Here is a 15,083-nt window from a genome sequence, read left to right as displayed (position 1 = left end):
AAAAATAACTCTTTATAACATGAAAAAATTTGTTTTATACTCTTTAATGCTTGGTACTGTAGCAACAACTATTACCGCATGTAGAAATATAGAAGAAGATGGGCAGACAATTGTTCAGAACGGAAATTCAGGAAACGGAAGTACTGACAACCTAATTCTTTCAGGAAAAATAACATCAAACCTTACCCTTAAAGCGAATAATACGTATAAGCTAAGAGGATTAGTATATGTAACAAACGGTGCTACATTAACCATCGAGCCAGGTACAAAAATTGTTGGTGAAGCTGATAAAAACGGATCTTTAATTATTACAAAAGGAAGTAAAATAATGGCAGAAGGTACTGCTGCAAACCCAATTATTTTCACTTCAGAAAAGCCAAGTCCTAAAAGAGGAGACTGGGCAGGTTTGGTAATCTTAGGAGCTGCTCCTACGAACGCATCTTTCAACGGACAAGCAGGAATTGGAGAGATTGAAGGAGGAATCAACAACACAGAAGGTTTAGGTCTTTACGGAGGAACAAATGCTGCTGATAACAGTGGAATTTTAAAATATGTAAGAGTAGAATATGCAGGATATGCATTTTTACCGGATAAAGAGATCAACGGAATTACATTCGGAGGTGTAGGTAATGGTACTACGGTAGATTACGTAGAGGTAGCGTACGCAAATGATGATAGTTTTGAATGGTTCGGAGGAACGGTAAACTGTTCTCACCTTATTGCTTACAAAGGTCTTGATGATGATTTTGATACAGACAATGGTTTCTCAGGAAAAATTCAGTTCGGTATTGCGGTAAGAGATTCTCAGATTGCAGACGTTTCAGGTTCTAATGCATTTGAATCTGATAATGATGCTAACGGTTCTCCTTTAACACCACAAACCGGAGCTACATTCTCTAATATGACGATCATTGGGCCTGTTAATTCTACTTCGGCTACAAATACAAACGTTGGTAATATCAACTCTTTGTTCCAAAATGCTTTACAGATCAGAAGAAACTCAACAATCTCAGTATTTAACTCTGTATTCACTGGGTTCCCGGTTGGTTTATTCATTGATGCAACAAAAGGTACTCCTACAGATAACAATATTGGTGCTTCACGTTTGGTATTCCAGAATAACATATTAGCAGGAAATGTAACGCCTTTAAAATTCGGGGCATCTACATCAACTCCTACCGCTTTTACATTCGCAGATCTTACCAACTGGTACAATACAGGAGGAAACACTACGTTGGCTTACACAGCTGATGCTAAATTTACAAATGCTTGGGCGCCGGCTGGTACTACACCAAACTTCTCTCCTGCTGCAGGATCTCCTTTATTAACAGGGGGTGTATTTACTCACCCTAAATTAACTGGATGGTTTACTGCAGTAACGTACAGAGGAGCTGTTAAAGATGCTAACGATACTTGGTATGCAGGTTGGACAAACTATAATTTATAATATATTAAGTGACTTTGAGTCGCTATTACCATAATTAGTAATTAGTTTTTTTTATCAAATCAAAACAGCCTTAGAAAGTAATTTTCTGAGGCTGTTTCTTTTTATATAAATTACATGAACATTTTACCCCCTAACAAGAATAAAAATTTACAACAACGGTACATTTGAATTGGGAAAATAAATAGAAAAGTGGTAATTTGGACCTCGTAATTGTAGAATATATATTTCACTTAAAATAATATCTATGTTTTTGAGTTTTATATATTCACAAAGCAGATAAAAATTAAATCAGAATTAAATCAAAAAATATATGAAAAAGAATCACTTAAAATTAATTGCTGCAGCTTTATTCATAGGTACTACATTTACCATTTATTCTTGTAGCAAAGATGATGATTCTACTCCCACCATCACTCCCGTAGGAATCGCTGTTGATCCCACTAATTTCAAAGGTGATATTACGAACGGACAAATAGTAACATTAGATCCTACCAAAGTATATAAACTTACAGGAGCTGTTAACATAAAAGATGGAGGAAAATTGGTAATTCCTGCCGGAACCAGAATTATAGCAACTCTTACCACTTCTTTTATCATCGTAGAGCAAGGTGGGCAAATATATGCTAACGGAACTTCCGGATCTCCCGTATTATTGTCTGCTTCTTCTACCACTTCCGGAAGCTGGGGAGGATTGGTGATCTGCGGTAAGGCACCCATCAACACTGGAACTTCAGGAACTTCAGAATTAGGCAATTCTACCTATGGTGGTACAGTAAGTGCTGATAATTCAGGGTCTTTATCATTTGTAAGAATTGAAAATACAGGGGCAGTCTATACAGGAACCACAAAATTCAACGGACTGTCTTTATTCGGCGTGGGTAGCGGAACTACAATAGGTAACGTATCTTTGGTAAACAGTGCTAATGATGGTATTCACCTGTATGGAGGAACAGTAAACCTATCTAATATTGTATCGATAAACAATCTGGATGATGCTTTCGAATGGACAGACGGCTGGAACGGAACCGCAACAGGTATCTATACCAAAAGAAAAGCCGACGGTATAGGAAATACAGGAATTAAAGGAACAAATAATACAAGCAACCCAGACGCTTCGCCAAGATCTAATCCTATTATCAAGAATGTTACTTTTCTTGGAGCTACTACCGGAGAATCCAATGCTATAAAATTGAAATCAGGAACGTATGCAACCATTGATAATGCAGTAACATCCAACTGGACTACAGGAGTTAATATTGAAAGTGATTCTACAGTAGCAAAATTCAATGGACATAAAAAGATTACGAACGTTCTATTTAACACTACCGCAACGAAAGTTTCTCTGAAATCTACCGCTGGGGCAAACGTACCCATCGTAGATACTACTTACACAGAAAAAGCAGATGCAGTAGGTGCTGGAAATGGAATTCTAGTTCCAACATGGGCCACCGGATGGTCAGGATTATAAAAAGTAAATATCTGTTGAGATACCATAAAAAATCCCTGGGAAAGTTACTTTCTCAGGGATTTCATTTATAAAAACAAGTATTAAAAAATATTATGATTTAGATTTCAGAAGTTAGACTTCAGATTATCTTATTTCTTCCAGAATAAATTACCTTCATTCATTAGAGCTTCAACACCAGACATTCTAGAAACCGCTTCTGCGGAACAGCTCGCATCTACCAAGACAATATTTGCTTTATCTCCAGCTTTTGGCCATTGCTGATTTCCTTTATCATCTAACGGAAGAATATTTTGGGTAGCAAACTGCAGTGTTCTTGAAAGTTGAAACTCCGTTGCGTATCCATATAATTCGGCAATTAAATTAGCCTTCTGAAGCATATTTCCGGATCCGAAAGTACTCCAGTAATCCTGAACGTTATCATTTCCGATTAAAACTTCTACTCCATTTTTTTTCAATATAGGAATCGGCATTACTTTTCCGGTGAATGGAACGGATGAAGCAATCCCCACTTTAGAAGCCGCCAACTTTTCAGCAATTTCCTGTGCTTCTTTTGGTGAAAGATGAGCTAATGCAAAAGCGTGACTTACGAACGTTTTCCCTTGAAGTTGAGGATTTTCAATCGCTTTATCAATTAAATAATTAATGGTTTTCATCCCAGACTCTCCTACTTCATGCAAATGAATATCAATTCCTTTATTATGGTCTAAGGCTAATTGCACCGTAAAATCAAGTACTTTTTCAATACTTCCGTCGATACTTAAAGGATCTAGTCCACCAATAAAACCCACATGCGGTAATTTGGTGACCTCTTTCATCAGAGGAATAGAATCCGTATAGTATAAGCCATGTTGAGGAAAAGCAACCAACTCGGCACCGAAAGAAGCTTTTTTATTGTCTAAAGCTTTCTCCAGATTCTCTAATGATTGTAAACCCGAAGTAGGATCAATATTAAAATGCGTTCTCACATAATGGGTTCCGTAGCTTTGTAGCAAATCAATTAACTGTTCAGCTCTTTCTACTGAGGTTTTCAAGAGTTCAGGAATAATTTCCTGTTCGTAAGAAATCATATCTTTCACCGTTTTCTTTTTTGGCGAAAGTGTTTGCCACGGCAGTCCGTACCATGTTTTATCTAAATGAACATGCATATCTCTGAAGGCAGGAAGCATCAGTTTTCCTTTTGCATCAACAGCATCAGAATGTGCATCGTTAGGTTTAATTGATTTTATTTTTCCTTCTTTAATTTCAACACAGAACAGCTCTGTTTTTGTTATAACAACCTCTTCATTATCGTATTCGAAACCCGTTTCCAAACGAACATTTTTTAAAGTATAATGTCCTTTCGCAAGCGGTTGATTTTGTAATTGCATGATCCCAAGTTTAATCCTACAAAATTACGACTGCCAAATCTTAAACAGGAGTATCAATTATGTCTTGTTTTGTATCAATTATTCTTTGAACTGAGAAGGCGTCATTCCGGTTTGTGCTTTAAAAAACTTTGAAAAACTGGCATGATCATAGAAACCGAGATCATAAACAATATCTTTAACAGACATTTCAGAAACTTTTAATAATCGTTTTGCTTCCAGTAAAATTCTGTCCTGAATAAGAGAAGAAGCCGATGTGTTAAGGCTTTTCTTACAGACAATATTTAAATAATTGGCAGAAATATTCAATTTTTCAGCATAGAAAGAAACCGAACGCTCCGTTTTAAAATGAATATCAATTAAGTTTAAAAATTTAGAAATAATAGGATTCGAATGATACACTTCAAAATCTTTAAAAGCTCCTTCCACCGATTTACTGACCAATAAACCAATCAATTCACTTCGTTTCTGAATCAGTTCCCAGAATACATTTTCTTCATTTAATTCTTTTTGAATTGCCTGAAATTCATATAAAAAAGTTGGAAAAATATCTTTCGAAAGATTGATAACCGGATGATTCTTATAATAAGAAGCAGAAAATCTCAATGCAGGAAGAAAACTTTCAAACCAATCTCGTGTGATCATTAATTGATAGCCGATTGTTTCTTTTTCGATCACCCATTGATGAACCTGATCCGGAAATACCAAATGAATTTGATGATCTTCAACCTGATATTCCACAAAATCGATTGTGTGAGAGCCTTTTCCACATTTAAAAAGGTTAATGATAAAAAAATCATGCTTGTGAGGTTCATCAATAGAGCGCTCCCCATACAATTCATTAAACAGCAAATTACAACCCTTCGATCGATGTTCACTGAATGCCTGAATCCCTAAAATGGGAAAATGATCTGATTGATGGCTCATTGTGTGTAATTTTTTCTCAAAAATATAATAAAATTAATCTCCGATCTACACCCAGGGTAAGATTTTAACTATTACTGTAATTTTAATAGGCTAAAACACTATAAGCCTTGACAAGGCTCCCGATCCCGAAAAACTTTTAAAAAATTAAAACACAACATTTCCCTGATGAATCAACGATTCAACATTTGAAATTCTTGAAACAGCTTCCGCCGAACAGCTTGCATTAAGGAAACTCAAATCTGCATTGTCACCAACTTTTGGCCATTGCTGAACTCCTTTATTATCTAATGGAAGAACATTTCCTGTAGCTAATTTCAAACTTCTTGATAATAAAAATTCAGTGGACTGGCCGTATAATTGCGCCATTAGATTGGCTTTTTGTAAAACACTTCCCGTTCCGAAAGTATTCCAATGATCAACGATGCTGTCGTTTCCTGTTAAAACCTCAACATTATATTTGTATAAAGTAGGAATCGGCATAATTAAGCTTCCAAAAGGAATCGTAGATACAATTCCGATTTTTGCGTTAGCTAGTTTTTCTGCAATCTCTTCCTGCTTTGGCTTTTCTAATTTTCCTAAAACGAAACAATGACTCAGATATGTTTTTCCTTTTAATGAAGGATTTTCATTCACTTTATCAATTAAATATTCAACGGTTTTTAAACCAGATTCTCCGCTTTCATGCAAGTGAATATCAATTCCTTTTTTATTATCTAAAGCCAACTGAACTGTAAAGTCAATTGTTTTCTCAATCGCTCCGTCAATCGTAAAAGGATCTACTCCACCAATAAAATCGATATCCATTTTCGCTGCTTCTTTCAAATACGGAACTGAATCTGTATAAAAAACACCATGCTGCGGAAAAGCCACCAATTCTGCTCCGAAAGTTTTCTTTTTGTGATCTAATGCTTTCTGTAGATTTTTTAATGAATCTAATTTTGAAGTCGGCTCAATATTCACATGGCTTCTTGCGAAAGACGTTCCTTTTGACTGCAACAACTCAATCATTTTCTCCGCTTTGAAAGTTGAGTTTTTTAACATTTCAGGAAGGATTTTCTGCTCTAAAGCAATCATTCCCTTTACTCCGCCTGTTCTTTTTCGCACCGCTTGCCATTTGTCTCCATAAAACGTTTTATCCAAGTGAATATGCATGTCTTTAAATGCAGGTAACATTAGAAATCCTTTTGCATCAACAGCTTTTGCATTCGGCTGGTTGGGCGTTATTTTTGAAATTTTCCCATTCTCAATTTCGATATAAAATAAATCGGTTTTTGTGGAGATTACTTCACCTTCTTCGTATTCAAAACCAGTTTCAAGACGAACATTTTTTAAGCTTAATTTTCCTTTTGCAGAAACCGTTGCAGTATCAAAAATTGAATTTGCCATTATCATGTTGGGTATTAAAGTTAATCCGGCCATCGCCAATGCTGAGTTTTTAAGAAAATCTTTACGAGATATGTTTGAAGTCTTCATTTCCAATCTATTTATTACAAAATTAATAAGAACTGAGCTGCTGAACGTGTATCGTTTATTGTATTGTTTGTATGATTTATTGAATCTCAATTTTATCAATAGGAACGGACTTTAGTTCATTGAGTTCAAAGGTAATCTTTATAATTATGGCAAAGGCTTCGACTCCGCTCAGCCTGACAGCGCTAATACTATCCGTAAGGTTATTCACTGTCAGGCAGGAGCAGAGTCGAAGCATTTCAAATTTTGTAGATTCTCTTTTTTATCTCCCGCAGATTTCACGGATTTACACAGATGATTGTGCTTTATTTGTGTAAAATATTAGTGCAATTTGTGTTTTAATCAAAACAAAAAAGGATGAAGCTCTATACCTCATCCTTTATATATTTTATCTTCTTAGTCTAAGAATATTCGAATTTTCTAACTGCTTCCAAGGTCATGTCAATTTCTTTATCCTTGATCGCATCACTGATGAAATACGTTTCATATCCACTTGGTGGAAGATAAATTCCATTTGTCAACATTTGATGGAAAAAGTTATTGAATAAGGCATGATTTGCTTCCTGTGCTTCATCAAAATTAGAAACTCTATTGATATGGAAGAAAACAGACATCATCGAACCTTTTCTATTGATCTTATGAGCAATTCCTTTTTCATTTAAAATTTTGCCAATTTCAAAATCTAAGGTTTCTGTTGTTTTATTAAGATTAGTGAAGAAATTTTCATCACTTTTAATCAATTGAAGCGTTTTTAAACCCGCTCTCATTGCCAAAGGATTTCCACTTAATGTTCCAGCTTGATAAACACCACCTTTTGGAGCTAAATGATCCATAATTTCGTTTCTTCCTGCAAAAGCACCAACCGGAAGTCCACCTCCGATTACTTTTCCATACGTTACCAAGTCTGCTTTCACATTATACAGTTCCTGAGCACCTCCAAAAGCCAATCTGAAACCCGTCATTACTTCATCAAAAATCAATAAAGCTCCGTTCTCATCACAGATCTTTCTTAAGTTTTGAAGGAAATTATTTTCAGGAAGTACGCACCCCATATTTCCGGCAACAGGCTCAATAATTACGGCTGCAATCTGCCCTTGATTATGACGGAAAAGATCTTGAACCTGCTCAAAATCATTATATCTTGCCAACAAAGTATCTTTTGCAGTACCTTCTGTCACTCCCGGAGAATTTGGGTTTCCAAAAGTAGCAGCACCACTTCCCGCTTTGATCAAAAATGAATCTGAATGCCCATGATAACATCCTTCAAATTTTACAATTTTATCTCTTCCCGTAAAACCTCTTGCCAATCTTACTGCGCTCATACAAGCTTCTGTTCCTGAAGAAACCATTCTGATCTGATCAATATTGGGAACATTCTCTACGATGAATTTTGCAATCTCAGTTTCCAATTCTGTCGGTGCACCGAAAGAGAAACCTTTCTCTGCCTGAATTTTTAATTCTTCCAACACTTCTGGATGAGTGTGCCCTAAAATAGCCGGGCCCCAAGAATTAATGTAATCGATATAGGTATTGTCATCAACATCTGTAAGGTAAGCCCCTTTTGCAGATTTCATGAAAACTGGAACGCCACCCACAGATTTGAATGCACGAACAGGAGAATTTACTCCTCCCGGAATGTATTTGTAAGCTTCATCGAATAAAGCTGAACTTCTTTGATACTTCATTTTCTATTTTTTCTTTATTATTTTACCCTTCAAAATAAGGGGTTCCATCTTCTCCTGCATAGTTTCTCAAACCATTTACTATTTTATAATATAGCCTAAATGCAGATCCATTTCTCCACACATTTCCTTGCGGAAAAAATTGACCTTCCAGTACTTTATTGTTTGGGAAAATAGTTTGATATAGTAAGTTATTTGGATCATTTTGATCAGGTTCAGAAACAACAACTAATCCAGAACCATCCATTAGATTTATTGAAGCATATTTAATCGGATAAACCTGATTAGAATTTTCGTCAACCAATCCAAATAAATTGGTTGAATTGGTTGAAACAATATAAGGTTTCCCATTATAAAACTTCCATCCGACATATGCTATATCTGGTGTACTTAAATACATTTTTTTGATTTTAGGAATGTAAATTCCTACATGTGAGTCTTTAGATACGATCTCAAGTAAATCAGCTTTAAAATTGATCTGATAATTTTCTTCATCCTCAAAAGGTTTTATCATGCTTAAATCTTCATCATCCAGATCATTCCAAGTTAATTTGATCTCTTTTGGCTCTCCGATATCAGTACCTCTTCCCCACCCGCGATCATTGATAGGATACCTTTCAGGCTCAATATATTTGTCAAGCCTCATCCTTGTTTTTATGGAATAATTATAATAGTCAAGACCTTCGAAAACGAGATAATTTTCACCATTTACAATGATCGGTTTATCAGAAATGAAAGGCATTATAATCGTTGCATTGCTATCTATTATACCAAACTTTCCATTCTGCTCGGCATGGAATCCGCCTACCGATTCGTCATACCAACTTATGCTGTAATATTGTGGCTGTACCGCAATGAATTTATTTGCTTCACACAATCCCCATAAATTCCCTCTTCTAAAGGGAATGTACTTTTGTTCTTGTGAAAATACGTTGCACGATATGAATAATAAAAATATCCCTAGATATTTAAAATTCACATTTAAAGTCTTCATGGTTGGGGTAGTATATTAGTTTCTAGGTTTTTTATCTATCAGATACATTAACTGTCCTGGTGATGGCTGTTGACCTTCATCCATCCTGTTTTTAGCATATAGTTTATGTAATTTGATTCCGAATTTTTGGGCAATGTCATGCATATCTTCACCGGGAGTCACTTTATACGTGGCTGTATTTCCATCAGAATTTTTAGATTCAAGGAATACGATGTCATTCTTCTTTAAAACATCGCTCTCCAATTCATTCCATTTGGTAAGTCTGCTTTCGCTTACTTTAAATTTATTGGCAATGAATTGAACATTGGTATCTTCAGGAATAACGATATATTTCAAGCCGTCATTAGGATGACTTTTAATGAGAATAGAATTAAGGATTTCAGCTTTTGTTTTGATTCTTTCCACTCTTTTTTCCTGCTGAGCGAAAGAAGTCTGCTTATAAGGAACATTTACTGTAACAGGAGCCGCTTTCTTTACCATTTTACCAGGTTCTAATCTCGCCATAAAGCTTCTGTCATCCTTCAAATCAGGATACATTCTAAGGACTGCATACAATACTTCTTTAGAACTTGTATTGTCGAATTCATACAGTTTATATCTTTCAATTTTTCCGATTAAGATAGATGCATAACGAGGATTTGTTGCATACCCAGCCTTTTTAAGACCATTTGCCCACGCTTTGTAATCTTTCATATCTAAATTGAAAAGACCTGTATAATATTTTCTTGTTGCTAAAAATATAGAATGGTCTTCGTACGATTGTCTGGGATCTTCATACACACGGAAACACTCATTGGGAGCATCATCAGTATGTTTCATGGTTTTACCCGACCAATCTTCTTTGCACTTTATTCCGAAGTGATTTTTCCCTTCCAAAGCCAATCTGCTTTGTCCACCACCAGTCTCAAGAAGTCCCTGAGCAAGGGTAATAGAAGCAGGTATTTTATACTTCTCCATTTCTTCCACTGCATATTGAGCGAATTTTTGGATGTATTGGTCTTCAGTAGCCCAAGTTTGAGCCGAGAATTTTGATAAAACTAAAAGGCTTATTAGTAAGAAAAGTCTTTTCATGTTTTTCAATTTTACTTTATATAATTAAATTTCTATTCTGTTTTTCTAAAAGCAAATTTGCTCCTTCAATTCCTTGTAATCCACCTGTGTGAAAGCACAAGATCTTACTATTCTCAGGAAACTCCCCTTCATCAATCAGTTCAAAAACTTTCTGCATCATCTTTCCCGTATATATCGGCTCTAATGGAATCCCATATTTCTCTTTGAAATCATTGATAAAACGGATGTTTTCATCTTTTATTTTACCATAACCTCCAAAACTTGAATCTATTAGATCAAAATTTCTTTTTAAAGTTAATTCAAAAATTTTATTTTCTAAAGAAGAATCGTCAACTACCTTAAAACCTATAACTTTCTGATTATCTTCACAAAATTTAGAAATCCCAGCAATTGTACCTCCGGTTCCAACTGCGGTGCAAAGATAATCAAAATCTTTTGTTTCGTTATTTAACATCATTTTTACGCCCTGTACGGCATCTTCATTGGTTCCTCCTTCAGGAACGATCAAAGCATCAGGAAATTCTTCCTGTAAAAATTCTGATAATTTTTCTTTGTTTCGATATTGTTCGCGGGTGATGAATTTTAAATTCATTCCGTTCCTTTTTGCGAAAACTAAGGTTGGATTATCCCGCCATTTATTCTGTAATTCTTCTCCTCTGATCATTCCTAATGTTGGAATTCCTGCTAATTTTCCTACGGCAGAAACGGCAGAAATATGATTTGAAAATGCTCCGCCAAAAGTTATGATATAAGGCTTTTCTGGATTTTGGGTTACATAATGATTGATATTGTAAAAAAGCTTCCAGTATTTATTCCCTGAAATTTGAGGATGAACGAGATCTTCTCTTTTAATGAAAAGTTTTACGTTTTTATGAATAAGGATTTCCTGAATAGGGATTTTTTCTGTTGGAACTTGTAATAGCATTCTTTTTAAATGATATTTATTTTGAACAAAATTACTATTTTTTGTTCGTTTTGTCTTGAAACAAAAGAACCAAAAATTCAAGACTTGGAAACTTCCGCTAAAAATCATTTCTATTCTCTAAAAATTCTAAAACTTGCGCGAATTCAAAATTTATCCTTTGATTCGATATTTGTCTCGCCTTCAAACAGTAGAATTTTCTTAACGTTCAAAGAATTAATTTTCTTAACGCTCCATTTTCCTATGTCAGTTTACTGCCGTTGAAACATTAGAAATGAAATTTAAAAATAACTCTACCTACAGATACTTTCTAAAGCTCCAGAATTTTCTTTTTTGGAGATAATTTAAATTGCTTTCGTTGGCATATGCTTCTCGTTCAAATGAAATTCTCATGTATGCCTGGTGGCTATTTTTTAGTTTAAAAAACCAGTAATAATATTCGATGACGTAAAAAATATAGAAGAAAATAATCAGCATTTCCAATTGCTGTTTTAAATGAATTTTTTCGTGATTGATAAGTATTTTATTTTCCTTATCTTCGGGTCTCCTAATGAAGATAAAAGGAAAAAGAGCGATGCCATTGATCTTTAGTTTTTTTAATGGCTTTTGGCAAATAATTATCATGATAACAAATATAAAGTTTTTTGACTTAGCGATTTAACTTATGGCACTTTTCGACATCAAAGAGGGTGAAGACTTTTACTACAACGAACAAGGGTATAAGGTTTTCACAGAAAAATTTCACCTAAAAAGGGGACATTGCTGTAAAAGTGGCTGTAGGCACTGCCCATATGGCTACGATAAAAAGACCGATACATTCATTAAAAACGATAAAAAAATTAAATAAAATGAAAAAATATATTTTTATTTTGTTAGCTGCGGCTACTTTGGGTTTAACGTCTTGTAGTCCTTTCCAAGTACGTTCAGACTATGCTGATACTGCAAACTTCACTTCTTATAAAACGTATAAAATAAGAATTGATGACCTGAAGTTGAATGATATTGATAAAGACAGAGTTTTGAATGAGTTGTCTAAGCAACTGCAAAGCAAAGGTCTTCAATCGGGAGAAAATCCTGATTTGATCGTGAATGTAAAAGCCAATCACAAGAAAGTAACAGATATTAATAATACCTCTCCTTACGGAATGTATGGTTGGGGCGGGCCTTTCGGTTGGGGTGTCGGCATGAGCAGAACATGGACAAGCAACTATAATGAAGGGGCTATTATCGTGGATCTTGTAGATGCTAAATCCAACAAATTGGTTTGGCAAGGTATCGGAAGTGGAATTTCTGTAGATTCACCTAAAGCTAAACAAAGACAAATCCCTGCAATCATGGCGGATATTATGAAAAACTATCCTCCACAAAGAAAATAAGAAAATTTTAATCAATTATATTAATAGAGCCAGCCCAATTTTTGTGTTGGCTTTTTTTCATTATGTGAACTTTTTCAAAGTTTTTATTTAATCACTTTAAAGTACTTAAGTTTTAAAAATTGAATCGGTAGAAAATAGTAAAGCTCACATAAGAAGAATATTTCGACTCCGCTCAATAGGTAAATATTTTCAAAAAAAAACTAAAGTGTACTTGTTAACTTTTAACTTAAAATGACTTAAGTATTTAAACTTTTGTGTCTTTTGTAGTTTAATTTTTTAATCAGTATAAGCAGACTTTATAATTGATCAATATAATTTTTACAATATTATGGTTAACTAAAATGCAATGCCTATTAAATTTAACAGTAATGTAATTTTTCATTCAAAAAAATATAGTAATCTTACTGTAAATTATCAATATGAAAAAAATTATCTTATTTCTTGTAGGGGCAGGCTTTGCCAACGCTCAGGCTCCTGCAGGATACTACAACGCAGCAAACGGACTTACCGGAGCCCCTTTAAAAACGGCATTAAGCTCTATTATTACCAACGGTCATCAGGATAAAGGCTATAACGGACTTTGGACTGCTTATAAAACAACCGACATCGATAAAAATTATGAAAATGACGGTTCCATTTTAGATATTTATTCTGAAATTCCTAACGGACCAGACCCTTATAAATATACTCCAGGGACCAATCAGTGTGGAACGTATTCTGTGGAAGGAAATTGCTACAACCGTGAGCACGTCATTCCTCAAAGTTTATTTAATCAAGCTTCACCAATGGTTTCTGACATCAACTTCATCAGAGCTACCGACGGAAAAGTAAATGGAATGAGATCTAATTATCCTTACGGGAAAGTAGGAACAGCTACGTTTACCTCTAAAAATGGGTCTAAGCTTGGAAGCTCTGTTTCTTCAGGATATTCAGGAGTTGTTTTTGAGCCCATTAATGAGTTTAAAGGGGATGTGGCCCGTATGATTTTGTATTTTGTAACCCGTTATCAAAGTAAATTATCAACTTTTTCTTCAGGAAATATGTTAGGAAGCACTGCATTTCCAGGGCTTCAGACTTGGGAGTTGAATGTGTTACTTGCTTGGCATAATCAGGATCCTGTTTCTCAGGCCGAAATTAACAGAAATAATGCTTCTTATGCTTATCAGGGAAATAGAAATCCGTTTATTGATAATCCAAATTATGTTAACCAGATTTGGGGTTCTCAACAATCGACTACAGATACACAAGCTCCGACAACGGTTACAGGCTTAACAATTACCTCAAAAACATCTAACAGTATTTCTCTTTCATGGAATGCTTCAACCGATAATGTTGGTGTTTCTTCCTATGCTGTTTATATGAATGGAAGCTTGAATACTACGGTAAGCTCAACCTCAACAACCATTGCAGGATTAAATCCTTCTACGACTTATAATTTCTATGTTGTCGCAAAAGATGCAGCAGGAAATTCTTCAACAAACAGTTCAACCGTTTCGGGAACAACCAATGCAGGAACATCTACTCCATCAACAAATTGTGTGAATGAAACTTTTGAAACCATCCCTGCAAGCAGTGCATCGTACTCAACAAGAACATGGACGAATGGAGGAATAAACTGGACCGCAACCGATGCAAGAACAGACCAAACAATTTCTAATAAAGCCATTACGGTAAGAGACGGTTCATTAACTTCAAGCAGCTCAGCTAATGGGATTGGATCATTAACGGTGACTACCCAACTGAAGTTTTCAGGAAGCAATGGAACTTTTAATGTAAAAGTAAATGGAACAACGGTAGGAACAGTTCCTTACAGTGCAACGGCTGCAACAACGACCATCAATAACATTAATGTCACAGGAAATGTGATTGTAACATTAGAAAACACAACATCCAGCAACAGAGTCGCTATTGACAATTTGAACTGGACCTGTTATTCAGGCGCCTCAAAACAGAACGTTTCTTCTTTAGATAAAGCTGAGGCTAAAGATTTACAGATTTATCCCAATCCGGTTTCTAACCTGGAAATATTTATAAAAGGAGAGACTCAAAACATCCAAAAAGCAGAGATTTATAACCTACAGGGAAAAGTGATGCAGACCATCTACCAACCTTTTAAAAATAGTAGAAATTCGCTTAAAATTAAAAACTTAGAACAGGGGATTTACATTTTAAAACTGGATCATACTCCCTTGAAATTTGTGGTACAGTAAGAATTCAGAAAATCTAACTTTATCTTTCTGAAAGAATCTCAGCAATCATATTTAATAGCTAAGTTTAGATTCCTCCGAAATGACAAATGGGTGATTGTATTGAGATTGCTTCGTCGCTTATGCTCCTCGCAATGACCATAAAAAAAGACTTC

13 protein-coding genes are annotated in these 15,083 nt (G+C 35.0%); 5 read left to right on the top strand and 8 right to left on the bottom strand.

All coding sequences use genetic code 11. From position 1 onward, the window contains the following. Window positions 1–19: 19 nt before the first annotated feature. On the top strand, window positions 20–1,447 hold the full coding sequence (locus AMQ68_RS23960) for a hypothetical protein (protein ID WP_054513131.1): 1,428 nt from the start codon (window positions 20–22) through the stop codon (window positions 1,445–1,447). A 310-nt stretch (window positions 1,448–1,757) separates the two neighbouring features. After that, window positions 1,758–2,915 carry a hypothetical protein gene (locus tag AMQ68_RS23955; RefSeq protein ID WP_054513130.1) on the top strand — a complete coding sequence of 386 codons (1,158 nt, stop codon included), beginning with the start codon at window positions 1,758–1,760 and terminating at the stop codon, window positions 2,913–2,915. Window positions 2,916–3,043: 128 nt separating this feature from the next. On the opposite strand, the gene AMQ68_RS23950 is transcribed toward AMQ68_RS23955, so the two are convergent. The 8 genes from AMQ68_RS23950 to AMQ68_RS25755 form a co-directional block, all read right to left on the bottom strand. Continuing rightward, the gene (locus tag AMQ68_RS23950) at window positions 3,044–4,282 is read right to left on the bottom strand and encodes an amidohydrolase (protein ID WP_054513129.1); all 1,239 of its coding nucleotides are present in this window, start codon (window positions 4,280–4,282) and stop codon (window positions 3,044–3,046) included. Window positions 4,283–4,360: 78 nt separating this feature from the next. Further along, window positions 4,361–5,206 carry an AraC family transcriptional regulator gene (locus AMQ68_RS23945; RefSeq protein ID WP_054513128.1) on the bottom strand — a complete coding sequence of 282 codons (846 nt, stop codon included), beginning with the start codon at window positions 5,204–5,206 and terminating at the stop codon, window positions 4,361–4,363. 144 nt (window positions 5,207–5,350) lie between these two features. After that, window positions 5,351–6,679, bottom strand: coding sequence for an amidohydrolase (locus tag AMQ68_RS23940; protein WP_054513127.1), 1,329 nt, complete (start codon window positions 6,677–6,679; stop codon window positions 5,351–5,353). A 398-nt stretch (window positions 6,680–7,077) separates the two neighbouring features. After that, complete coding sequence (gene hemL / locus AMQ68_RS23935) at window positions 7,078–8,361, bottom strand: glutamate-1-semialdehyde 2,1-aminomutase (RefSeq protein ID WP_054513126.1); 1,284 nt, start codon at window positions 8,359–8,361, stop codon at window positions 7,078–7,080. Between the two features lie 22 nt (window positions 8,362–8,383). Further along, a complete protein-coding gene (locus AMQ68_RS23930) occupies window positions 8,384–9,352 on the bottom strand; it encodes a hypothetical protein (protein ID WP_123905780.1) in 969 nt (322 codons plus the stop codon). 15 nt (window positions 9,353–9,367) lie between these two features. Further along, on the bottom strand, window positions 9,368–10,423 hold the full coding sequence (locus tag AMQ68_RS23925; protein WP_054513124.1) for a glucosaminidase domain-containing protein: 1,056 nt from the start codon (window positions 10,421–10,423) through the stop codon (window positions 9,368–9,370). Between the two features lie 16 nt (window positions 10,424–10,439). Further along, window positions 10,440–11,348, bottom strand: coding sequence for a 1-aminocyclopropane-1-carboxylate deaminase/D-cysteine desulfhydrase (locus AMQ68_RS23920; protein ID WP_054513123.1), 909 nt, complete (start codon window positions 11,346–11,348; stop codon window positions 10,440–10,442). A 294-nt stretch (window positions 11,349–11,642) separates the two neighbouring features. Further along, entirely contained in the window at window positions 11,643–11,969 is a 327-nt protein-coding gene (locus tag AMQ68_RS25755; protein WP_054513122.1) for a hypothetical protein, read from the bottom strand. Between the two features lie 40 nt (window positions 11,970–12,009). Here AMQ68_RS25755 and AMQ68_RS25015 point away from each other — a divergent pair, with 40 nt between their 5' ends. The 3 genes from AMQ68_RS25015 (at window position 12,010) to AMQ68_RS23905 (ending at window position 14,931) form a co-directional block, all read left to right on the top strand. Beyond that, the gene (locus AMQ68_RS25015) at window positions 12,010–12,192 is read left to right on the top strand and encodes a DUF5522 domain-containing protein (protein WP_082384278.1); all 183 of its coding nucleotides are present in this window, start codon (window positions 12,010–12,012) and stop codon (window positions 12,190–12,192) included. A 1-nt stretch (window position 12,193) separates the two neighbouring features. Beyond that, complete coding sequence (locus tag AMQ68_RS23910; protein WP_054513265.1) at window positions 12,194–12,721, top strand: DUF4136 domain-containing protein; 528 nt, start codon at window positions 12,194–12,196, stop codon at window positions 12,719–12,721. A gap of 419 nt (window positions 12,722–13,140) precedes the next feature. Beyond that, window positions 13,141–14,931, top strand: coding sequence for an endonuclease (locus AMQ68_RS23905; RefSeq protein ID WP_054513121.1), 1,791 nt, complete (start codon window positions 13,141–13,143; stop codon window positions 14,929–14,931). Window positions 14,932–15,083 lie beyond the last annotated feature (152 nt).

This window comes from Chryseobacterium sp. ERMR1:04 (assembly GCF_001297705.1).
GTDB lineage: Bacteria > Bacteroidota > Bacteroidia > Flavobacteriales > Weeksellaceae > Chryseobacterium.
Note: the sequence above shows the minus strand (reverse complement) of the source record. Positions and strands in the feature narration are given on the sequence as shown.